16 protein-coding genes, 1 tRNA gene and 1 pseudogene are annotated in these 21471 nt (G+C 60.1%); 8 read left to right on the top strand and 10 right to left on the bottom strand.

Annotated features, from left to right (window positions below; translation table 11 throughout):
* Positions 1-5: 5 nt before the first annotated feature.
* Entirely contained in the window at positions 6-701 is a 696-nt protein-coding gene (locus tag AC33YF_RS00285; RefSeq protein ID WP_491775183.1) for a response regulator transcription factor, read from the bottom strand.
* Positions 702-1143: 442 nt separating this feature from the next.
* Between AC33YF_RS00285 and AC33YF_RS00280 the strand changes: the two genes are divergently transcribed.
* The 3 genes from AC33YF_RS00280 to AC33YF_RS00270 all read left to right on the top strand — a co-directional run bounded on the left by AC33YF_RS00280 (position 1144) and on the right by AC33YF_RS00270 (position 5391).
* Positions 1144-2949, top strand: coding sequence for a phosphoenolpyruvate carboxykinase (GTP) (locus AC33YF_RS00280; RefSeq protein WP_491775182.1), 1806 nt, complete (start codon positions 1144-1146; stop codon positions 2947-2949).
* 126 nt (positions 2950-3075) lie between these two features.
* Positions 3076-4599 (top strand): gamma-glutamyltransferase family protein, encoded by a 1524-nt coding sequence (locus tag AC33YF_RS00275; protein ID WP_491775181.1) that lies wholly within the window; start codon positions 3076-3078, stop codon positions 4597-4599.
* Between the two features lie 99 nt (positions 4600-4698).
* Positions 4699-5391 (top strand): glutamine amidotransferase, encoded by a 693-nt coding sequence (locus AC33YF_RS00270; protein ID WP_491775180.1) that lies wholly within the window; start codon positions 4699-4701, stop codon positions 5389-5391.
* Positions 5392-5407: 16 nt separating this feature from the next.
* On the opposite strand, the gene polA is transcribed toward AC33YF_RS00270, so the two are convergent.
* Both polA and AC33YF_RS00260 read right to left on the bottom strand, forming a co-directional pair.
* Complete coding sequence (polA, locus tag AC33YF_RS00265; protein ID WP_491775179.1) at positions 5408-8377, bottom strand: DNA polymerase I; 2970 nt, start codon at positions 8375-8377, stop codon at positions 5408-5410.
* A 74-nt stretch (positions 8378-8451) separates the two neighbouring features.
* Complete coding sequence (locus tag AC33YF_RS00260; RefSeq protein WP_491775178.1) at positions 8452-10122, bottom strand: FAD-dependent oxidoreductase; 1671 nt, start codon at positions 10120-10122, stop codon at positions 8452-8454.
* Between the two features lie 219 nt (positions 10123-10341).
* Between AC33YF_RS00260 and AC33YF_RS00255 the strand changes: the two genes are divergently transcribed.
* Positions 10342-10418, top strand: a tRNA-Arg gene (locus tag AC33YF_RS00255).
* 55 nt (positions 10419-10473) lie between these two features.
* Here AC33YF_RS00255 and AC33YF_RS00250 read toward each other — a convergent pair.
* Together AC33YF_RS00250 and AC33YF_RS00245 are read right to left on the bottom strand one after the other, a co-directional pair.
* Positions 10474-10968: a macro domain-containing protein gene (locus AC33YF_RS00250; protein ID WP_491775177.1), complete on the bottom strand. Its 495-nt coding sequence runs from the start codon at positions 10966-10968 to the stop codon at positions 10474-10476.
* 113 nt (positions 10969-11081) lie between these two features.
* A pseudogene (locus AC33YF_RS00245) lies at positions 11082-12359 on the bottom strand (carbohydrate porin).
* 403 nt (positions 12360-12762) lie between these two features.
* On the opposite strand from AC33YF_RS00245, the gene AC33YF_RS00240 reads away from it, so the two are divergent.
* Positions 12763-14016 carry a NupC/NupG family nucleoside CNT transporter gene (locus AC33YF_RS00240; protein ID WP_491775176.1) on the top strand — a complete coding sequence of 418 codons (1254 nt, stop codon included), beginning with the start codon at positions 12763-12765 and terminating at the stop codon, positions 14014-14016.
* Between the two features lie 61 nt (positions 14017-14077).
* Here the strand turns inward: AC33YF_RS00240 and AC33YF_RS00235 are convergent, their stop codons facing one another.
* Positions 14078-15562, bottom strand: a complete 1485-nt coding sequence (locus AC33YF_RS00235; RefSeq protein WP_491775175.1) for a serine hydrolase domain-containing protein — start codon at positions 15560-15562, stop codon at positions 14078-14080.
* A gap of 16 nt (positions 15563-15578) precedes the next feature.
* Positions 15579-16043: a thioredoxin-dependent thiol peroxidase gene (gene bcp, locus AC33YF_RS00230; RefSeq protein ID WP_491775174.1), complete on the bottom strand. Its 465-nt coding sequence runs from the start codon at positions 16041-16043 to the stop codon at positions 15579-15581.
* A 56-nt stretch (positions 16044-16099) separates the two neighbouring features.
* Between bcp and AC33YF_RS00225 the strand changes: the two genes are divergently transcribed.
* Positions 16100-17044 (top strand): DUF5996 family protein, encoded by a 945-nt coding sequence (locus AC33YF_RS00225; RefSeq protein ID WP_491775173.1) that lies wholly within the window; start codon positions 16100-16102, stop codon positions 17042-17044.
* Between the two features lie 9 nt (positions 17045-17053).
* On the opposite strand, the gene AC33YF_RS00220 is transcribed toward AC33YF_RS00225, so the two are convergent.
* Entirely contained in the window at positions 17054-17503 is a 450-nt protein-coding gene (locus tag AC33YF_RS00220; RefSeq protein ID WP_491775172.1) for a GNAT family N-acetyltransferase, read from the bottom strand.
* A 5-nt stretch (positions 17504-17508) separates the two neighbouring features.
* Positions 17509-18600, bottom strand: coding sequence for an extracellular catalytic domain type 2 short-chain-length polyhydroxyalkanoate depolymerase (locus AC33YF_RS00215; protein WP_491775171.1), 1092 nt, complete (start codon positions 18598-18600; stop codon positions 17509-17511).
* Between the two features lie 210 nt (positions 18601-18810).
* Here AC33YF_RS00215 and speD point away from each other — a divergent pair, with 210 nt between their 5' ends.
* Positions 18811-19347 carry an adenosylmethionine decarboxylase gene (speD, locus tag AC33YF_RS00210; protein WP_491775170.1) on the top strand — a complete coding sequence of 179 codons (537 nt, stop codon included), beginning with the start codon at positions 18811-18813 and terminating at the stop codon, positions 19345-19347.
* Positions 19296-20150, top strand: a complete 855-nt coding sequence (gene speE, locus AC33YF_RS00205) for a polyamine aminopropyltransferase (RefSeq protein ID WP_491775169.1) — start codon at positions 19296-19298, stop codon at positions 20148-20150. Before speD ends, speE begins: the two co-directional genes overlap by 52 nt.
* 7 nt (positions 20151-20157) lie before the next feature.
* On the opposite strand, the gene AC33YF_RS00200 is transcribed toward speE, so the two are convergent.
* Positions 20158-21408 carry a diphosphate--fructose-6-phosphate 1-phosphotransferase gene (locus AC33YF_RS00200; protein ID WP_491775168.1) on the bottom strand — a complete coding sequence of 417 codons (1251 nt, stop codon included), beginning with the start codon at positions 21406-21408 and terminating at the stop codon, positions 20158-20160.
* Between the last annotated feature and the right edge of the window lie 63 nt (positions 21409-21471).

The following is a 21471-nucleotide window of genomic DNA, read 5'->3' as shown; positions in this document are numbered from 1 at the left end:
GCCCATTATTCTTTGAAGCGATAGCCCACACCATAGAGTGTCTCGATCACATCGAAGCTTTGGTCGACGGCCTTGAACTTTTTCCGCAACCGCTTGATGTGGCTGTCGATAGTGCGGTCGTCGACATAGACTTGGTCATCATACGCCGCATCCATCAGCGCGTCCCGGCTTTTTACCACGCCTGGGCGCTGAGCGAGAGCCTGTAGAATCAAGAATTCGGTCACGGTCAGCGTCACCGGCAGCCCGTCCCAGACGCAGGTATGGCGCTCAGAGTCCATTTTTAGCTTTCCGCGCTCAAGGACCTTGGATTGGTCGTCGGCCACTTGGGCTTTGTCGCGAGGCTGGGCGCGCCGCAGGACCGCCTTCACGCGTTCGATCAGCAAGCGCTGAGGAAAAGGCTTCCGAATGTAATCGTCTGCCCCCATCTTGAGGCCGAATAGCTCGTCGATCTCTTCGTCCTTCGACGTTAGGAAGATCACGGGCAATTCAGTGCGCTGCCGTAAGCGCCGCAGCAGCTCCATGCCGTCCATACGCGGCATCTTGATGTCGAGAATGGCAAGATCGGGCGGACTATCGAAGAGGCCGTCCAGGGCGCTTGCGCCGTCGTTGTAGGTCTGGGTCTTATAACCTTCTGCCTCCAGCACCATGCGCAAGGAGGTGAGAATGTTTCTGTCGTCGTCGACAAGAGCAATAGTTGGCATAGGGGGGCCTTTTTGCGCGCCTCGCGCGATTAACTGGATGTGGTGCTCATAGGGCTGCGTGAAAACCGTGGCAGCATCGGGGCAGAGCCTGGGGCGTTCCGCGCCCGACCCATCGCCACGGGGATGCAACAAAAACCGTTATATTGCAAGTAAATAACTGCCTAGGGGCGCGTGACATGGCAGCGGCGTCTCTCGGCTGGGGAGCGATCTCGTATCACACCGCCAGGCGGCTCACATGCGCCTGATGGACGGATTTCAGCACAAAAAGACGTGCGAGGAGCTGGTCCCGCTTGTAGACGAGGCGCGAGCCACGATAGGTTTCGTCAAATAGCCACTATTGGCCTTTTTGCCGATAGGCGGTCTCTCATACCTCCGCATAAAAAGGGGAGGTGGCCATCACGCACGTGAGCTACAGATATCCGAAAGGCAGGGACGGAACCGTATGAATTTTCAGTCAAGATTTGCACCGACCAACAATCCGAAGGTGCTGGATTTCGTGGATGGTGCTGAAGCGTTGTTCCGGCCAGAACGGGTTCATTGGTGTGACGGTTCCAAAGAGGAGTATCAGACGTTGCTGAAGGCGCTCGTCGACAGCGGCTCAGCAACCTGGCTCGACCAGGAGAAGCGCCCGAACTCAATTCTTGTTCGTTCCGATCCCAAGGATGTCGCTCGCGTCGAAGACCAGACCTACATCTGCTCCTTAAGACAAGAGGATGCCGGCCCAACCAACAATTGGTTCGATCCGGCCAAGATGAAAGAGACGCTGTCCGAGCTATTTGACGGCGCCATGCAGGGCCGCACGATGTATGTGGTTCCCTATTCCATGGGGCCAATCGGTTCCCCGATCGCTGGCATCGGTGTGATGGTCACAGATTCGGCCTATGCAGTTGCGAATATGCACATCATGACTCGTGTTGGTGACGCGGTTTGGGGCGCACTTGGCACGAGCGAAGATTTCGTCCGTGGTCTGCATACAGTGGGCTCGCCGCTGGTGACGCAGAATCAGGCCGACGTCCCCTGGCCCTGCAACGAGACTAAGTACATTTCGCACTTTCCCGAGACTCGGGAGGTCTGGTCTTATGGGTCCGGATATGGTGGCAACGCGTTGCTGGGGAAGAAGTGTCATGCATTGCGCATCGCATCAGTGAAGGCGCGCGACGAAGGTTGGTTGGCGGAGCACATGCTCATTCTCAAGCTCACCAATCCTGAGGGCCAGTCGAAGTACATTGCCGCTGCCTTCCCGAGCGCCTGCGGCAAAACCAATCTCGCGATGTTGAGTCCGACGATTCCCGGATGGAAAGCCGAGACGATTGGTGACGATATTTGTTGGATGAAGTTCGGCGAGGATGGCCGGCTCTATGCCATCAACCCGGAGACAGGATTTTTCGGTGTTGCGCCTGGAACGTCCTACAAATCGAACTACTTCGCGATGCGGACAATGCATGCGAACTGCATCTACTCAAATGTTGCCCTCACGGACGATGGCGATGTGTGGTGGGAGGAAATGACGCCAGAGCCACCGACGCACACCACTGATTGGCTGCGTCGGCCTTGGACTCCGGCTGCAGGACGACCCGCCGCGCATCCCAACTCACGTTTCACCGCGCCCGCAAGCCAATGCCCAGTCATCGCAGAGGAATGGGAGGATCCGAAGGGTGTTCCGATCGATGCGATTTTGTTTGGCGGGCGGCGTGCTTCGGTCGTCCCGCTTGTCACTGAGGCCGAGACTTGGCGGCAAGGGACTTTCTACGGTTCCATTATGGCTTCGGAGAAGACGGCCGCCGCTACGGGCGGACTTGGGAGCTTGCGTCGGGATCCCATGGCGATGCTCCCTTTTTGCGGCTACCACATGGGCGATTACTTTGCCCATTGGCTGGACGTCGGCGAGAAGGGCGGCGACAAGATGCCGAAAGTCTTCTACGTGAACTGGTTCCGCAAAAGCGCCGACGGCAAGTTTCTGTGGCCAGGGTTCGCCGAGAACGCCCGGGTGCTGAAGTGGATCTTCGAGAGATGCGACGGCGCGGCCGATGCGGTGGATACGCCGCTTGGCAAGATGCCAACCGAAGATGGGCTCGACACGCACGGTCTCAATGTGGATGCGGCGGATATGAAAGAGCTGCTCCGTGTCGATGTCGAAGGCTGGAAGGCAGAGATTCCCTCGATCAAGGAGCACTATCAGTCGTTCGGCGACAAGCTGCCGTCCGGATTGACCGAAGAGCTCAGCGATCTTGAGAAGCGCCTAGGCTAGCGCTGTACCCATCCCGCGAAGAGGCGCGCATCCGGGTGGGCCTTGTCCCGGCTGGCGGCCCCTACAATGAGTGTTTCGCGCATCGCACCCTTGCTCCCGACGGCAACGCGCCTTAGGCACTCCCGAATGACCAAGCAACACACCGTTGTCGCGGCGGGCCATGCCCTGACTGCCGAAGCTGCCGCGGAGATTCTTGGCGACGGCGGCAACGCCTTCGACGCGGCTATCGCGGGCATGTGCATGACGTTTGTGGCTGAACCGGTCTTCTCCTCGCTTGGTGGCGGCGGGTTTCTCATGGCGCGGCAGGCTAGCCGGACGGATGCGCAGTTGTTCGACTTCTTTGTCGAGACGCCCTTGCGTCGACGCGCCGACGATGAGGTTTCGTTCTTTCCCATCGAAGCCGACTTCGGACCCGCGCGCCAAGAATTCCATATTGGTTTTGGGTCCAGCGCGACGCCAGGAGTGGCGCAAGGGCTCTTCGCGATCCACGAGGCTTTCGGCCGTCTGCCGATGAAGAGGCTAGTAGAACCGGCAGCGCGCGAAGCGAAACGCGGCTTTCCCGTCACGGCGTTCCAAGCCTATCTGTTCACAGTCATCGCGCCGATCCTGAAAAACAGCGCCGGCACACGCGCCATTTTCGCGCCCGATGGCGACCTTCTCAAAGAGGGAGAGGTCTTCCGTAATCCTGCACTTGCCGAAACGCTCGAGTGGCTGGCGGAGGATGGCCCACGGCTATTCACCGAAGGAGATATCGGGCAGGCCATCGCTGCCCAATGCCGGAATGGCGGAGGACATCTGACCCCCGACGATCTGCGCCGATACGCGGTGCTCGTTCGCGATCCGCTTACATGGCGCATCGGCGAAGCCTCTGTCGCCCTGAACCCACCGCCGAGCGCGGGCGGCGCGCTCATCGCCTATGGCCTCGCTTTTCTCAGGGCCTACAAGGCACTCGGGAAGCCCATCGACACCGCCGCACTTGGCGCGGCGATGATGGCCACCAATGCAGCACGTTCTTCCCATGGACTTGAACTCGGCACGCTGCTCGAACGAGGTTTCCTCAATAAGGAAATCGAGGCTGCCGCGTGCGCACCACCTGCCTATCGAGGCACCACTCATCTCAGCGTTATCGACGGCGAGGGCAACACGGCCGCCGTGACGCTATCGAACGGGGAAGGCAATGGGTTTGTAATCGAGCCCCACGGCTTCATGCTGAACAATATGCTCGGCGAGGAAGATCTGGTGGAGGGCAATTCGGGCAGCTGGCGTGAGAATGTCCGCATGTCGTCCATGATGGCGCCGACGATTATTGTTGAGGACGACGGTACGGTCACCGCGCTTGGGTCGGGCGGCTCCAACCGTATTCGCACGGCGGTGCTGCAGGTTGCGGTCAATCTTTTGGAACACGGCAAAGATGTGCCCGATGCGGTGGATGCGCCGCGCCTCCATGTCGAGCGCGACGGTACGGTTAGTTTCGAACCGGGCTTTTCGGAAGAAGACCAAGCACGCTTGCGTGCGCTCAGCGAGAAGACCAAAGCGTGGCCCGAGCGGAATCTCTTCTTCGGCGGCGTCCATGTGGCGCGCTGGCACGAACGAAGGGGCGCAGAAGGCGCGGGCGATTCCCGCCGCCAAGGTGTTGCGATTGTCGATTAGGGCCTGATGTCGCAAACGAACAATCTGGTGCCGCAGAAGAACAATAGCCCCGTATGCCGGTGCGATGCTGACACAACGCGCACAAAAGGAGAGACCGTCATGAAGAATGCCGTCGCGATCTATCACGTGGCCTTTGAGGACGCGGGCACGCTCGGCCCCGTGCTTGACGAGCGCGGCATCGATCTCACCTATCTTCAGGCCGGCCGCGACGATCTCAGCCCCGCGCTCCACGCAGACCTTGTGCTCATTCTTGGTGGCCCCATCGGCATCTATGAGTTCGATCGATATCCTTTTTTGAAGGACGAATTGAAACTCATCGAAGAGGTTGTGAAGGAGAGTACGCCGGCGGTCGGCATCTGCCTCGGGGCCCAAGCGTTAGCCGCTGTGTTCGGCGCGCGCGTCTATCCGGGCAAGGAAAAGGAACTTGGCTGGGACCGGCTGATTCTGACGGACGAAGGCAAGGACTCGCCGCTGGGTGTGCTCGAGGGCCTGCATATTCTGAATTGGCACGGCGATACGTTCGATCTGCCCACGGGCGCTACACGCCTCGCCTCTACCCCAATCACGCCCAACCAGGCGTTCTCCTGCGGCCCGAATGTGCTGGCGCTGCAGTTCCATGTCGAACTGCCCGAACAAGACATGGAGCGCTGGCTGATCGGCCACACGTTGGAACTGGCCAATTCAAACGTCGACCTGGGCGAGATGCGCGCCGCCACGGCCCGCCACGCCCCGCCGACCAACGAAGCAAGCCGCACCCTGTTCAATCAGTGGCTGGATGGGGTGTCCAGATAGCGAGGCGTGTGCGGCCCTAATGCGCCGCCTCCCAATTCTCTGCGGCGCGGGCGTCCACCTTCAGCGGTACTTTGAGTTCCAGAGCTGGCTGAGGCGCGGCCTCCATAATCTGCCGCGCGACTTCCATGGTCTTCTCCGCTTCGCCTGACGGCGCTTCGAAGATCAGCTCGTCATGGACTTGCAGCAACATGCGCGCTTGCAGGCCTGCCTCGCGCAAGGCATCGGGCATGCGAATCATGGCTCGGCGGATAATGTCCGCTGCCGAGCCTTGAATTGGTGCATTGATGGCCGCGCGCTCGTAGTTACCCCGCAAGCTCGGATTCTTTGTGTTGATCTCGGGGTAGTGCACTTTTCGTCCGAAGAGCGTCGATACGTAGCCGGAGTGCTTTGCCTCGGCCTTCGTGGCCTCCATGTAGTCTTTGATGCCGGGGAAGCGCTCGAAATAGGTCTTTATATAGGCCGCGGCTTCCCCGCGCGGGATGCCGAGCTGCGCGCCAAGACCCACGGCGGAGATGCCGTAAATGATTCCGAAATTAATGGCCTTCGCGCGCCGCCTAATGCTCGGGTCCATGTCTTCGATGGGTACATCGAACATTTCCGACGCGGTCATGGCGTGAATGTCGAGCCCATCCGCGAAGGCCTGACGCAAGGTTGGCGTATCGGCCATATGAGCCAGAACGCGCAGTTCGATCTGGCTGTAGTCCGCGCTGATCAGCGTCTTGCCGGATTCGGCCACGAAGGCCTTGCGGATTTCGCGTCCCTCCGCCGTACGCACAGGAATATTCTGCAGGTTCGGCTCTTGGCTGGCGAGGCGGCCCGTCGTGGTCGATGCCAGGACATAGCGGGTATGCACGCGCCCTGTATCAGCGTTGATATAGGCAGGCAGAGCGTCTGTATACGTACTTTTTAGCTTCGAGAGCTGTCGCCACTCGAGGATCTTTTGCGGCAAAACGTGGCCCTCGGCGGCAAGGTCTTCAAGAACGGCCGCGTCCGTACTCCAGGCACCGGTTTTCGTCTTGCGCCCACCGGGCAGGCTCATCTTGTCGAACAGGATTTCGCCAAGCTGCTTCGGCGAGCCGATATTGAAGTCTTCGCCCGCCAATTCACGTATCTCATCTTCAAGACGGGCAATCGTCTGCGCGAAGGAGCCGGACAGGCGCGCAAGCATCGCCCGGTCGACCTTGATGCCAGCGCGTTCCATGTCCGCAAGCACAGGCTGCAAAGGCCTCTCGAGTGTTTCGTATACGGTTGTCACGTGTTCGGACGGAAGGCGTGGTTTTTGCACGGTCCATAGACGCATGGCCGCATCTGCTTCTTCGCCCGCGGCTTCGGTGGCGCGCGCGACCTCGGCCCGGTCGAACGTAATTGCCGATTTGCCTGTGCCCAGTACCTCTTTCTCGGTGAGGCAAGTGTGGCCGAACAAGGCGCTCGTGCGCTTTGCGAGGCTGTGATCGGCGCGCCCGGCATCCAGCGCGTAAGAGATCAGTGACGGGTCGTCGACAGTGTCCAACGCGATGCCATGGCGGGCGAGCGCCACCATGGCTGGCTTGGCTTCCGCAATGATCTTGAGGACAGCGTCGTCTTCGAGCAGCGGTTTCAGCAGTGGGAGAGCCTCTCCTGGCGCGATTTGCGCGATCTGAGTGTCGCCCCCGAGGTCGAGCCCGTCGCTGGCGCGATGCGTCATGGGAACATAGGCGGCTTGGCCAGGTGCGAGAGAAATCGCAATCCCGGCAATGTCGCCCACCATAGGATCGGCGCTATCGCGTTTGACTGATAGCGCTGCGAAGCCTTGATCAGTCGCCGCGTGTACCAATTCGGTCAGCCGCGCCGTGTCCGTGACGGTCTCGTAGGCGCTGCGGTCGAATGGGATGTACTCGATACGATCCTGACGCTCCGCGGCCAGCTCGCGGGGCGAGCCGCCCTGAACGACGATATCGCGGGCCGGTCCTGTGGCGCCGCGCGCGCTTTGCCGCAAAGGATGGTCGTAGTCGTCCTTTTTCCTGGCGGCTGCTTTCTTTGTCTTGCCGACGCCTTCGGGGAGAGGTGCGCCGAGCCCCTCAGCCACGCGCTTCGTGAGCGTGGTAAATTCCATGTCGCGCATGAAGCCGAGAAGAGTGTCCGCGAGCGGCGCCCGTACAGCCGTATCGGAAAGCGGAATGTCCAGTGGCGTCTCTGTATCCAGCGTGACAAGCGTGCGCGATAGCCGTGCTTGGTCCGCAAACTCGATCAGGTTCTCGCGGCGCTTTTGCTGTTTGATCTCCCCGGCGCGCGAAAGAAGCGTATCCAGATCGCCAAAGTCGTTGATCAACAGCGCCGCTGTTTTGACGCCAATGCCCGGCACGCCGGGCACGTTGTCGGACGTATCTCCGATGAGCGCCTGCACCTCGATGACTTTGTTGGGCGGTACGCCGAATTTCTCGATCACGCCCTCTTCGCCGATCACCTTGTTCTTCATGGTGTCGTACATGACAACGCCAGGTTGGACGATCTGCATGAGGTCCTTGTCTGATGAGATCACGGTGACGTCCGCACCGGCGTCCTTGGCCTGAAGCGCGTAGGTCGCGATGAGGTCGTCCGCCTCGAAGCCCTCCTTTTCAATGCACGCCACATTGAAAGCACGCACAGCATCTCTCACCAAAGGGAACTGAGGAATGAGATCTTCCGGAGGCTCGGGCCGGTTTGCCTTGTAGCCGCTATAGAGATCCGAACGGAAGTTCTTGGACGAGTAGTCGAAGATCACGGCCATATGGCTCGGCGGGGCGAGCTCGTTCGATTCGCGCAGGAGCTTCCACAACATACCGCAAAAGCCGTGAACGGCTCCAACCGGCAGTCCATCGGAGGGGCGGGTTAGCGGGGGCAGCGCGTGGTAGGCGCGAAAAATATAGCCCGAGCCGTCGATTAGATAGACATGATCGCCGGGCCCGGCGGGCTTGCTAGGGGCTGCCGGCACATTGGCGCCGGCCTTCGCGGTACTCTTCTTGGTCATGATCCGAGCGACTATAAGGACTGTGTGGCGCGGGCGGGAGGGGCAATGCCGCTCCGTCCACCGAAGGGGCGCGCCTAAGTCTGTGGCTTGTGCCCGTCGACATTGTCCTCCTCGACGTTCCCTGGCGCCAGCGCCTTGTCGGGGCCGCCAAACGTCTCGTCGATGTAGCTCTTGAAGTACTTATCCAAAGGCGGGAAGGCGCGCGCAAACCGCCGAAAATCCTTCTGAGCGGTGAACAGCAGCAAGCCATCCTCAAGCGCTTGAACCAGGCCCGTTCGCAGGTGCGATTTGAGCAAGACGCGCTCGCCGAAATGCTCGCCTGGGCCGAACTGTTTCTCGAAATGCTCGCCCGTCTCTGGGTTGTCGATCGTCAGCTTGAAGCGGCCTTTGATCACCGTATAGAAGCCGTCGATCAGCATGCCCGGCTCGAAGACCTTGTCGCCCTTCCAGAAGTGGATATACCGCGTTGCCGGCGCCGGCATTCGGAGCTGCACGATATTGGGCGGCATCACCGCATTGATCATCCAGTTGAGTCCCACGCGAAACTTTGCGACGAGGCCGGGCAAGAAGGAGAGATAGAAGCCGCGCCACAGAAGCCAGGCGATGATTCCATGCATCTTGACGCCGTAGACATCAGCAACAGCCTTGCTCATACCGAGCGACGCGAGAGACCCCTTTGACTTGTAAGCGAAGGGCTCAAGGGGCTCGCCCTTGAGTTTAGCCACCATATTCTGGGCGAGCTGATAGCCCTCCCGCACGGCGAACTGAGCGGTTTGCGTGGCGTAGTCCGCCGGGTCTTCTTTTGGATCGTCGTTCAGCGGGATGAGTGCCGCATCTCCAAGAGCCCAAACATGCTTGTGCCCAGGCACCCGCATAAAGCGGTCTGTTCTGATGCGGCCCCAATGCATATCGAGGCCGAGCGCATCCACGAGCGGGTGCGGGCCGTTGCCAATTGTTGCTACAACGGTCGATGAGTTGATGACCCGTCCATTGGTGAGTTCGACGCCAGTGGATGTTGCAGACTTCGTGCCGATGCCCGTGAGGACCTCCACACCGTTGGCTCGCAGGTTCTTTGTTGCATAGTCGGCGAGGTCCGCCGGAAAAGTGGGAAGGATCCGCGGCGCATACTCGATGAGATACATACGGATCTCTTCAGACTTGATGTTGTGATAGTAGCGGAGCGCGCGGCTGATCAGCTCGTTCGTTTCCGCGGCCGTTTCGACGCCGGAAAAGCCGGCGCCCACGACGACAAAGGTCAGCAGCTGGTCCTTGACCACTGTATCGGTGGTAACGTCCGCGGTTTCGAGGCAGCCAATAACGTGCGTGCGCAACAAGTGTGCATCCGTCAGATCCTTCATCGTTAGCGAATGATCGGCCATACCAGGAATACGGGCTAGATCGACGCCCGTTCCCAGCGCGATGACGAGCTCGTCATAGGGCAATTCCACAGGTGTCATGCGGGCGCCTTGCATGACGATCACGATCTTCCGCTCGAAATCGATGCCCATGACGCGGGCCTGTCTCACCTGGACGCGTGTCAGGAGCTGTCGTAGCGGGACTACCGCGTCCGAGGAATTCAGATTCGAGGACGCAACCTCAGGCAGGAGCGGCTGAAAGACGAAGTAGTTGTTGTTGTTGATCAGCTCGACATCGACCAAGCCGCGTCCGAGCTTCTCCAAAGATTTTGCCGCGAAAACTCCGCCAAAACCGCCACCGATCACGATGACCTTTTTCTTGTCTGCCATCTTTTTGCTTATCCCCAGCTGCCCCAGCCATTCTTTCGCGCCCAGCCGCATAGGTGAAGCCTTGCGCGGCACCCGTCAAGGGCGGGTCGGACCCCCGCGCAAGGCCGATGTGCCGCGTCTCGGCCATACCCAAATGGCGCATGCCCCGGTTATTCAGGGTTTCTACGCCGTTGCCTCAGCGGGGTGGTTTAGCTAGGTTTGCGCTCAGATTCTGCCATAGCACCCGTAGCTCAGCTGGATAGAGCGCTGCCCTCCGAAGGCAGAGGTCAGAGGTTCGAATCCTCTCGGGTGCGCCATTCGTTTTTTCAATCAAGAACGATCCCTAATGGGCCAAAAGCGTGTGAGGACGCGTTAGACCGGCTCGGCCGCTTTCTTGTCCTTCTCATAGGACACGTAGACCATGACGGGGATGCCGAGATCGCCGAGGTGCTTCTCAATCATCGGCTCGACTTCGTCCCAGTCCAGATCGCCCACGCCGGTCGCAAGCCGAGGTAACGCCACGGAAGAAATATTCTCCTTCTCCAGAATGGCACGAAGTTCCTTCAGCGCGTGATTGACATTGTGCGCGGTGGCTTTCCCGGGGTGGGCTTTGTTGTCCGGCGCTGGCTCCTGCGTCATCAGGTTGATGATCACGCGCTCGGGGCCCGCCCAAAGCCAGGCATGGCCCGGCTTGGGATTGTCCTGATGGCAATAGTGGCGGAAGTCCTTTGCCATCGCCGGGTGGCGCTCGCGGAGCGCGAGGGCAAGGCCCTGGTTGAAGTGGTCGTGGGGGGCAACGCCATGGGCGATCGCCTTGGCATCACTGAGTAGGATATCGCCGCGAACTTTCGTGATCAAAATCTGCACCTCTTGGTTGGGAAAGTAGGGCGAAATGCCCGAGCCCCCAGGATATGCTCCGGCTGGTCGGTCGAACCTTGCGCGGGATCAAATCGGAGCGCAGCCTCAATCCGAATGCTCGTTCAACTAAACGCCCCGCTCAAAACGAGACGACAGTCCGCAAGCCTAAGAGAAGTGCCTCGCCGTCCGCTTGACCTGAAGCTTCGGAGACGACCGGCGCGTACTCCAGAGTAGACGATGTATTGAAGGTCCGGCTGGAGGGTCCAGTATTGCGTCAATGCCGCTGAGTAGGTGAGCTCAAGCACGGTGCTGCCGCGGCGTACTTTGTTCGGAAAGCCGAAGAGACGGCGGGCGGTCCGGTCCAAGACGGCGTCGTCGCGGCTCACATTGGACTGTGCAAAGCCGACGGTGAGGACATCGTCCGGCCGGTTCGCCACAACGCCCCGAACGCCGAGGCCAGCGTCCACATACCACGAGATAAAGTTCCGGTCGGGTGGCGCGATACCACCGCGCCAAAACGCGGTGATCTTCGTTGTGTCACCTTGCCAGAGCGCTTGGTCCACAATGGCGTAGAGTCCCCAATTTCCTTCCCGGGCGATAGGGCGATCCGGCTCGTCTACGAGGGAGATAAACGAGCCGTCTTCGCCATTGCCGAACTCCTGGCCGGCAAAAGTGCCGGTGTGATACCAACCGCCAACTCGATAAGCGCTGCCTATGGTTCCTCGAGCAGACGGCTTTGGCCGGTACCGTGTTTCGCCCATCAAGAGCGTGCCGCCAGTGAAGCTAAACGTCGTGCCATGGTCGTTACAGTCCTATGGGTCTCTCTCGGCAGGACAGTCACCTGCAGGGTCGCCACTAAAGACTGCACCCAGAAGTCTGACGTCGTCTCGTGGGTTGAGTTTCAGCCGGACACCAGGAGTTGCCAGCGGGTAGGCCGGGCCGCCACTTGGCAAGTCGGCTTCAGCAATATCTGGCCAGCCGAACGTGCTGTTGATGAGTCGGGACGCTGTGGTGCTTATGAAGAACTCGTCATCGGCCGCGATCTGGCCAATGCGAAGCGAGCCTCCGCCGCTGAACTTCTGTTGAATATAGGCCGTAAACAGACGAAATGTCGGTCGCGCATCGATGTTGCTCGGGTCGGAAAGGGTCGCTACTAGGTCGGCCGCATTCCGGCCGCCATTGTTGATCTGATACAGCGAGACGTGAGCGCCGCCACCGGTCCAGCCGAGGAGCTCTTCCAGGTCGGCATGGACCTCCAAGTCAATGAGATCCTCATAGACGGCTCCCGACTCTACGCCGCCAGACGCGACCTCAAAGACCTCGCCTGCATAGAGCAAACTCCAATCAAGTCCCGGCACGAGTTCTCTCACCCGCACCCGATCCACGTCGCCCGCAAGCATGCTGCGTGGGGAGAAATGGCTATCGTCGGCGTAAGCGGGTATTGAAACAAAGCAAAGCCATAGACAAGCCACGGCCGCATGCGGCTGCGCCCGGCATTTCGAATGACAGTCTTGCCTATGGCAAAACATGCGGTTCGTTCCCAATCATCGCCGGGGTTCTGCTTACAGCAGGACGTCCACCTCTATGGGCCGCGTTGACAAGCCTCTCCCCATCATCTCGTAGCTTTGCGCGCGTCCGCGTTTGGTTTGGATTCTGCCTCAAGCAATCTCAAATGTGTAGGCCGCCTAGGCTTTGATGCGTGGATTGCACTCCGATGGTGTCCTTCGGAGCGCTTGACGAAAGGGACCGCGAGCGCGTAGGCCGAAGACTATCGAACTGGGGAGCGGGGATAGTTCGGGAGGGATGTGGCAGGGTGTTTTCCAATCGGCGCTTGGACTGGTGGTGCTGTTAGGCTTTGCGTGGGCCGTCAGCGAGAATAGGCGCGGGGTTTCCGCGCGCTTAGTTACCAGCGCCTTGGCGCTCCAGGGCGCTCTCGCTATCCTGCTATTGCGCGTTCCGCCCGTCACGACCGCGCTCTCGTGGCTCAACAAGGCTGTGGAGGCCCTGCGCCAGGCGACGCTAGCCGGCACCTCGTTCGTCTTTGGCTATCTCGGCGGCGGTCCCATCCCCTTCGAACCCACCGCACCCCAAAATGTATTCATTCTCGCAACCCAGGGGTTGCCGCTCATTTTGATCGTGAGCGCGATCAGCGCGCTGCTGTTCTACTGGCGAATCCTCCCGAAGCTCGTCCAGGGCTTTGCCTGGCTGCTCGAGCGCAGCATGGGATTGGGGGGCGCCGTGGGTGTCGCATCGTCCGCCAATGTGTTTATCGGCATGATCGAAGCGCCACTTCTTATCCGACCCTATTTGCGCGACATGAGCCGCGCTGCACTATTCTTGGTGATGACGGTCGGCATGGCGACAATCGCTGGCAATATGTTTGTGCTTTACGCGGCGATCTTGTTGCCGGTCTTGGTGGATCCAGCCGGGACTTTGATGGTTGCGTCGGTGATAAGCGCGCCGGCCTCCGTTGCGATCGCCGCTTTGATGGTGCCGGGGGACTACAAAGGTGCAGCTGTTGAGCAGCGCGGTCCGGACGAAGACGCAACGAGCGCGGCTGAGGCGATCGTCAACGGCACACTCAATGGTCTTCGACTCGTTGTTGCCGTCGCGGCCTTGTTGATCGTGGCAATTGCCCTCGTTCATCTCGTGAACCAATTTCTAGGCATATTGCCGGATGTCGATGGGTCGGCTTTGAGCCTCCAGCGCATGCTTGGTTGGCTACTTGCGCCGGTTGCCTGGCTCATCGGTATTCCTTGGAACGAGGCGGGGCTGGCGGGCGAGTTAATGGGGACCAAGATCGTGCTCAACGAGTTGGTCGCCTACTTGTCAATGGCCGAGCTTCCGGAAGGCGCCTTGTCGCCGCGTAGCGATTTGATCCTCACCTATGCGCTGTGTGGTTTCGCCAATCTTGGCAGCCTTGGCATCATGTTGGGAGGGCTTGCGACCATGGTCCCGGAACGCCGCGCAGAGATCGTAGCGCCGGGACCGAAGGCGCTTATCGCGGGCACGATTGCATGCTTCATGACTGGCGCTATGGCGGGAATCTTTGCCTGAGCGGCTGCTGACAACGGCGCTCCAAAGTGTGTAAAGCGCCGCGCCGTGGTCCAAGCTCGACTCATGGCGCTGGCTGGCCCGCAACTGCCGCTACGTCTGGAAAGGCGTTCACAAGTGGCCCCAAATCGCGCGCGGTATCCCAGTCTCCACCGCTCAGTGTCTGGCCAAGCCGAACGACGACGAGATCCTTGGAGGGAATCATAGCGACGACCTGGCCGTTGTGGCCAAGCATGTAGAAAGCATCCTGGGGCATTGGCGGTTCGCCGAGATTGCGGGACTTGGTCAGCTTGAGCCAAATCTGAGCCCCGTACTCGTCCTGCGGCGACTGGATCGTTGGCGTCGTCGAGTAGCTCACCCAGCCTTGGGGGAGAATCTGCTCACCGTCCCAGACGCCGTCTCGCAAGTAGAGAAGTCCGAACCTCGCCCAGTCGCGTGCCGACGCGTAGAGAAACGCACCGCCCATCAAATTGCCGGAAGCATCGGGCGCAAGCTGAGCCGTCCGCATACCGAGCGGCCCGAAGAGTCGTTCTCTGGGGTACCGCAGATACTCGCGCTCATCGTCGAATGACTCCCGCAGGACGCCGGACAGGATCGCTGTGCTTCCCGTCGAGTAAGACCAATGGGTCCCGGGCGCGAAGGTAAGCGGCTTCGACGCTGCGTACGCAGCCGTGTTGCCTTGAACGAACATCATTTGAGAGACGTCGCTCAGCTTGTCGCCTGGGTCCTCATCAAAAGCCAATCCCGACGTCATCCGCAGCAATGCATCGAGCGTGATGGCGCCGCGCATGTCATCCCGGCTGAGCCATTCGGGCATCAGGTGCCTTTCGTCACGGGCGAGCGTGCCATCTTTGACCCTTAAGCCAATAAGAGCATTCATGCCCGTCTTGCTCATGGACCAGCCCACAAGCGGCATCTGCGCGTCGAAGCCCCGGGCATAGCGCTCGGCGACGATACGGCCTTTGTGGACCACCACGAGCGCGCGTGTTCGCCGGGGTCTTTCCGGCACCGGTTCTGCGAAAATTGCGTCCACCGCGTCGGTTGCAGCCGGGCCGTCGACCTCGTCAGGCCACCTAAAATCTGCAGACCAGGACCCTGCTGCTACGTGCGACCCGCTGGGCCACTCAACGCGCGCATATGGCGCGGGTTCGGCATCAAAAAGGTCCCTGGCCTTCGCGTGAACTGCCTGCGCTGACCGATGGCGAACGAGCGTGCAGCCGAGCCCTTCCTGGAATTCCGCGGTCTGCCCGGCAATGCCGTAGGCTGAGGCGCTGACCGTTTTGGCTGCCTCGTCCACCCGCGGCGAGAACAGGCTCAAGGCGCCAAAGCCTGGACCCGTCAAATCCTCGGCCATGACGTGTTCGAAAGTGCGGCCGGAAACAAACAGACCCGCGCAGAGCTGCTGAGCCATGTAGCCGGAGCCGAGCAAGGCGACACGGTAGAGTGGTGGTCCGGCCAAAAGCGCAACCGCGGCAATGACAATAGCAAGCCCTGCCAACCAGAATTTTCCTGAAGTCAAAGTGGGCTTGGGTTCGGCGGCGTTGGGCACAGCAGTGCTCCGCGCGCTAGAGTTCTTGAGCTGCCTTCAGCACTTCGTCGACATGGCCCGGCACCTTCACCTTGCGCCAAATCGCGCGAATGACGCCTTTGCCGTCGATCAGAAATGTCGAGCGATCGATTCCCATGTATTTGCGGCCGTACATGCTCTTCTCAACCCAAGCGCCATAGGCCTCGCAAACTGCTCCGTCCTCATCCGAGGCGAGCGGAAAAGTGAGATCGTATTTTTCCTTGAATTTGTCGTGCTTCTTGACAGGGTCCTTGGAAACGCCAATGACCTTGGCCTTGACCTTGGAGAAATCCGGAAGCGCGTCGCGAAAGGCACAGGCCTCCTTCGTGCAGCCCGGCGTGTCATCTTTGGGATAAAAATAGAGGACCACAGTCTCGCCCTTGAGATCCTTCAACGAGATGTTATCGCCGCCGTCTGTCGGGAGGTTGAAACTTGGCGCCTTGTCGCCGACCTCTAAGCTCATGATCCACTCCTTCTAATTTTCTTTCTACATAGCAGTCCGCATAAGAGGCATCTAGCATGGCGAACGCCAACGAAACTTGGCCAGACCTACCATACTCCGCCTGGCGTGACACCGCAGCCACCTTGCATTTGTGGACCCAGATTGTCGGAAAAATCCGGCTGGTCCAGACGCCGTGGCTCAACCATTCATGGCACTGCACGCTCTATGTCACGCCGAACGGCCTCACGACCTCGTCGATTCCATACGGCGATCGAACATTTGAACTGACCTTTGATTTCATCCGGCACGTTCTCGTTATCGCTTCGGACAACGGTGCTAGCAGAGAGGTAGAGCTGCGTCCTCGCAGTGTTGCGGACTTCTATGCAGCGGTTATGGCCGCTCTGTCGGAGCTTGGAGTGCCCGTCCGCATCCATGAGATGCCGAACGAAATCCCCGATGCCGTCCTCTTCAGCAAGGACGAGACTCACACGGCCTACGACCCTGTGTATGCGGAACGCCATTGGCGCGCGCTCGTTCAGATTGATCGGATTTTCAAGCTTTTCCGGACATCATTTCTCGGCAAGTCGAGTCCTGTGCATTTCTTTTGGGGGAGCTTCGACATGGCCGTGACGCGATTTTCGGGACGAACCGCGCCGCGCCATCCAGGAGGCGTCCCCAATCTCCCGGACAGCGTTGCCCAGGAGGCTTATAGCCATGAAGTAAGCAGCGCGGGATTCTGGCCGGGAAGCCCTGGCGTCGAGTACCCTGCGTTTTACGCCTATGCGTACCCCGAGCCCGACGGCTACGCGAAGGCCCCGGTCAAGCCGGCGGAAGCGAACTATGACGACAATCTGAAGGAGTTTGTGCTGCCCTATGAGGCGGTGCGTACTGCCGATAATCCCGATCAGGCGCTTCTGGACTTTTTGACCAGCACGTATGAAGCCGCGGCCAATGGCGCGAGGTGGGACCGAGAAGCGCTCGAGTGTCCCATCGGTATTCCGGGCAAGCCGCGCGCGATCTGAGCTGGGCCGCTACGCCAGGCGTTTGGTGAGGCGCACGTGAGGGATGGTCTGCTCCGTAAAGGTGCCGCCCTCCCGCACGTAGCCATGCTTAATGTAAAAGCCCTCAGCCTCGACCCTGGCGCTAGCAATCATCAGCCGAAAGCCAGCGGACGCGCCCCAGTGCTCCACATGAGCGACGAGGTGTGAGCCAATGCGCGTGGCGCGCCGTTGCGCCGTAACCGCCATCTGTTTCAGGTGGAGCGTGGTTTCGTCCAGGGGACGCAACGACACGGTTCCAACCACGGAGCCGCAGTCGACCGCACAAAAGTGTTGGCGCATGGTGTCGTCCGCTAGTTCCTCGGCACTGACGTTCAAGCCAAGCGGCTCGCGCAGGATTCGCTCTCGCAGTTGAAGTGCGTTCCGATAGAGGTAGGAGCCGAGCGGCGCTTCGAAGACGAGGACGGTTGTGCCGCGATCCATGACGGTTACTCCTGGTGGGGCGAAGCCTCCGCTGCTGGAGTCTTCGCGAGCCGTTCGACCATTCCCCAAAGCGCGCTGATCTGCGGTGCATCTTTCCCGAGATAATCAAGACCGGTATAGCCCCACCAGTCCCAGCAGCCTTGGGGGTTCACAGCGCTCGAAGCGACTTGTGGAAATAAGACAATAAGCCTGTTGGTGTCGGCAAGTTCTGCAAATCCCGTTTCTTTTATGAAGGCGCCGCCAACCCGCGCCCGCGATTGTTGGCAGCCGTGCAACGCGACATGGACGCGGCACCCGGGCGCATTGCGACATGACGAGGGGATATAGACCACGCCCTCGTCTGCAAAGCCCTCGCCGTCTTCGGTGAACTCTGCCTGCTGGAATACAACGAACTCGCCGGTTGGCGACGAAGTTGCAGGCTCTAGGGGACCATAGATCCAGCCCAGGATGGCGCGAGCCTGTTGGTAATCACAGTCGCTTACGTAAGGCGTTTCCGAGAGACCGCAGGCAGCACCACCCTGCTCGGTGATAAAGGCATGACCGCCGTCGCCCTCGATATAGGAGATATTGGTCTTGGGCACGCCGGCGAGGTCGTAGAAGCGCTTGGCGGCTTCGACCACGGGACGGCTGACTGTGGAATCCTTGTCGCCGGTGTAAAGATAAATGTTGTGCCGGGCGAGTGCGGAGAGCGGGTCAATCTTCTCATCGTCCGCAAGAGAACGCGCCCGCGCGATCAACTTTTCGGGGTCGGGCTCGCCGAGTGTCGTTTGCATGCAGCTTTGAGCTGCCTGAAGTGCATTTTGCGCAACTCCAGTCGCCCAATAAGGAAAGAGCCGTGTCATCGGCGACTCCGCGCAGGCGAATGGGCCGCCCGCGACGATCCCAGCGCCAACAATGTTCTCGGCGTGCGCGACTTCCAACTGTCCCGCCATGAATGCGCCCGACGACAGGCCCGATACGGATGTCTGCGAGAGCGCCGCGCCCAGCGCTGGAAGCGGCTCTGCAATAGCATGGATAGGCGCGACGAAAGTGCCGCATAGTAGGGAAAACAGTGCAGCGCGCGTCGTCGCGGCCAAGCTTCGCGCTAGGAAGGTCATCGTCGCTATGCCTCTTTCGAAAAACGCGGTGTCGGCGAGGTGTAAAGCCTTGCTACAATGGCAGAAGTTAAAGCGTGTCCATGACACCTACAACACGTGTCACGGCGTCCCACGGCGAACCTTGGCGCCAAAAACCACTTGCAAGGGGGACTCCCCCAGTGCAAGACACTGCCCCTTGTTCGCTTGAATTTGATGGTTGGGGAGGACGCCATGACCCGTGACGTCCTCTTCCAAGTGGGTATCGACTTGGATCACGATTCAACCACCCAAACGGAAGAAGCGCCGTCGACGTGCATCGATCCCCAGCAGGGAGAAGAGCACAACGATTTCTTTTGCGAAAGAGACGGTGTCCGCTACGCCGGCACGCACCTTTTGATCGACCTTATTGGTGCCAAGCGGCTCTACGACATAGCGCATATCGAGGACACCCTAAGACGTTGCGTGAAGGCGGCGGGTGCTACGCTGCTGCACATTCACGTGCACCGCTTTGAGCCCAGCGGCGGCGTCTCGGGCGTTGCTGTGCTGGCAGAATCGCACATATCGATCCATAGCTGGCCGGAGCACAGCTATGCCGCGTTGGACGTCTTCATGTGCGGTGCGACACATCCAGAGGCATCGATCGATGTGATACGCGACGCATTTTCGCCAGACAAGGTGGTCGTGAAGACCGAGCTTCGGGGCAGGGAACTTGAACAATGGAACGCTGGGTCGAAGAAACCCTCCATGACGGCTTCCGCGTCCGCCTAAAGGCAGACGAGGTTCTATTCGACAGCCAGACCGACCATCAGCACCTAATCATCTTCGAGAATGGGGATTTTGGTCGGGTAATGATGCTGGACGGCGTCGTGCAGGTGTCGACAAAAGACGAGTTCATCTATCACGAGATGATGGCGCATGTGCCACTCTTCGCCCATGGCAAGGCGAAGAACGTGCTCGTTGTCGGCGGCGGTGACGGCGGAGTTCTGCGCGAGGTGCTTCGGCATCCGGAAATTGAAAGCGCCACGCTGTGCGAAATCGACCAAAGCGTCATCGACCTCTGCCGCGAGCACTTTCCCAATATCTCAGACGGCGCGTTTGACGATGAGCGGACAAAGGTCGTGATTGCCGACGGGACGCAGTTTGTTGCCGGTGTGGAAGATCGCTTCGACGTAATCCTGGTGGATTCGACGGATCCCATCGGGCCCGGCGCGGTGCTGTTCACCCAAGCTTTCTATACAGACTGCAAACGAGCGCTCACGCCAGGTGGCGTGCTCGTCACACAGAACGGGCTGCCATTCTTGCAGGCGTCCGAGCTTAGGGAGTCGGTTGGTCACTTTCGCGCATTGTTCAACGACGCGTCTGCTTACATGGCCACCACGCCGAGCTATTTCGGCGACGCGATGGCCTTTGGCTGGGCGACCAACGAGCGGAGTCTGAGGGACTCGACCCAAGTCGCGATTGAACGGCGCTACGAAGAAGCAGGTGCGTTTTCCACGCGGTACTGGAACCCCTGCGTTCACGTCGCGGCGTTCGCGCTACCCAACTATGTTCGAGACTTGGTGGAGCCCTAGGGCCTCGTCAAATTCTACCGAAGACGGGCAACTCGCCCACGAGCGGCAAGCAATAGTCATAGAAAGCAGTGCCGATATTGTTGCCGTCGTCTGAGAAGTCCTCGGGCATGTGACGCGCGTGACGTGCGACGGCTGAGAGGTCTGCGCGGCCGAATTCGCTTCGGTAGTCGCCGGGCACGTTAGAAGTCCGCATGATCGTGATCGAGGCTCCTTGGTGACCCTCAGCCGCAAGCGTCGCTGCATGGCGTCCAACGCCGCGCGCCTCCATTGCATCGATAGGGGAGGTCACTGGCCAGCAGCGCTGCAAGTAGCCAAACGTATCGGCACGGACGCGCGGCGGCTTCCCGCCAGCTGGCGTCAGTGCTTTCTTCACGGCGTCGGCAAGTCCGTCGCCCAGAGCCCCGGAACCCGAAAGCTGGACATTCCCGTGCGCATCGACTTCGCCGGTGCGCATGAGCTGGGGGCCGATCTCGTTGCCATCGGCATCTTGGATGCCCTCGCTCACGGCGACTTGGCAACGTCCGAGCGCCGTATATACCTTGTCCACGTCATGCAGGAAGTGGTCCATGACGAATGGAACCTCCGGCACATAGATGAGATGCGGCGCCGGCCGCTTTGACGCGTCCTTGTCCGTCTCGCGGGCTCCACGTGCTAGCGATGCCGCTGCGGTGAGGAAACCGGCATTGCGGCCCATGACGACGTTGATCTTGATGCCGCCAAGACTGGCATTGTCGAGCGCATCGCCCATATGAGCGAGCGTCACGAACCGGGCTGCGGAGGCAAAACCTGGCGTGTGATCGTTCTCTCTAAGGTCGTTGTCGATGGTCTTGGGCACGTGGAAACAGCGCATCTCATACCCAGCCTCGGCGGCCTTTTCGTTCACGATGCGGCACGTGTCGGCGGAATCGTTGCCACCGATATAAAAGAAGTAGCGAATGTTATTCTGGCGGCATCCTTCTAGGATCTGCGCGCAATAAGCGTCGTCGGGCTTGTCGCGAGTAGATCCGAGGGCTGCCGATGGGGTCTGCGCGATGACGTCAAGATCCGCTGCGGGCATACCGGTGAGATCGACCAGATCGCCACCATCCTTGGCGATGCCCCTCACGCCGTGGCGCATACCCAAGATCTGTTTCACCGTACCCGAGGCAACAAGACCACCCTGCAGGCCCTCAACGACCCCGGCAAGCGACTGGTTGATGACGGCGGTCGGGCCGCCGGACTGGCCAATGGCGGCATTACCGGTTGGAAGATCGGACACGCGCTACCCCTCCTAGTTCTCGTTGAGGCGGCACAATGCCCAACGGCTTGCCAACTGGCAAGG

The sequence above is a fragment of the Methyloceanibacter sp. genome (assembly GCF_058506495.1).
The sequence above is the reverse complement of the archived record's forward strand: the minus strand, read 5'-3'. Positions and strand labels throughout refer to the sequence as shown.

What these genes read in the sequence shown, in the direction of transcription:
- AC33YF_RS00285 (WP_491775183.1), bottom strand. Translation starts at nt 701, where the DNA reads ATGCCAACTATTGCTCTTGTCGACGACGACAGAAACATTCTCACCTCC.
- AC33YF_RS00280 (WP_491775182.1), top strand. Translation starts at nt 1,144, where the DNA reads ATGAATTTTCAGTCAAGATTTGCACCGACCAACAATCCGAAGGTGCTG.
- AC33YF_RS00275 (WP_491775181.1), top strand. Translation starts at nt 3,076, where the DNA reads ATGACCAAGCAACACACCGTTGTCGCGGCGGGCCATGCCCTGACTGCC.
- AC33YF_RS00270 (WP_491775180.1), top strand. Translation starts at nt 4,699, where the DNA reads ATGAAGAATGCCGTCGCGATCTATCACGTGGCCTTTGAGGACGCGGGC.
- polA (WP_491775179.1), bottom strand. Translation starts at nt 8,377, where the DNA reads ATGACCAAGAAGAGTACCGCGAAGGCCGGCGCCAATGTGCCGGCAGCC.
- AC33YF_RS00260 (WP_491775178.1), bottom strand. Translation starts at nt 10,122, where the DNA reads ATGGCAGACAAGAAAAAGGTCATCGTGATCGGTGGCGGTTTTGGCGGA.
- AC33YF_RS00240 (WP_491775176.1), top strand. Translation starts at nt 12,763, where the DNA reads ATGTGGCAGGGTGTTTTCCAATCGGCGCTTGGACTGGTGGTGCTGTTA.
- bcp (WP_491775174.1), bottom strand. Translation starts at nt 16,043, where the DNA reads ATGAGCTTAGAGGTCGGCGACAAGGCGCCAAGTTTCAACCTCCCGACA.
- AC33YF_RS00225 (WP_491775173.1), top strand. Translation starts at nt 16,100, where the DNA reads ATGGCGAACGCCAACGAAACTTGGCCAGACCTACCATACTCCGCCTGG.
- AC33YF_RS00220 (WP_491775172.1), bottom strand. Translation starts at nt 17,503, where the DNA reads ATGGATCGCGGCACAACCGTCCTCGTCTTCGAAGCGCCGCTCGGCTCC.
- AC33YF_RS00215 (WP_491775171.1), bottom strand. Translation starts at nt 18,600, where the DNA reads ATGACCTTCCTAGCGCGAAGCTTGGCCGCGACGACGCGCGCTGCACTG.
- speD (WP_491775170.1), top strand. Translation starts at nt 18,811, where the DNA reads ATGACCCGTGACGTCCTCTTCCAAGTGGGTATCGACTTGGATCACGAT.
- speE (WP_491775169.1), top strand. Translation starts at nt 19,296, where the DNA reads ATGGAACGCTGGGTCGAAGAAACCCTCCATGACGGCTTCCGCGTCCGC.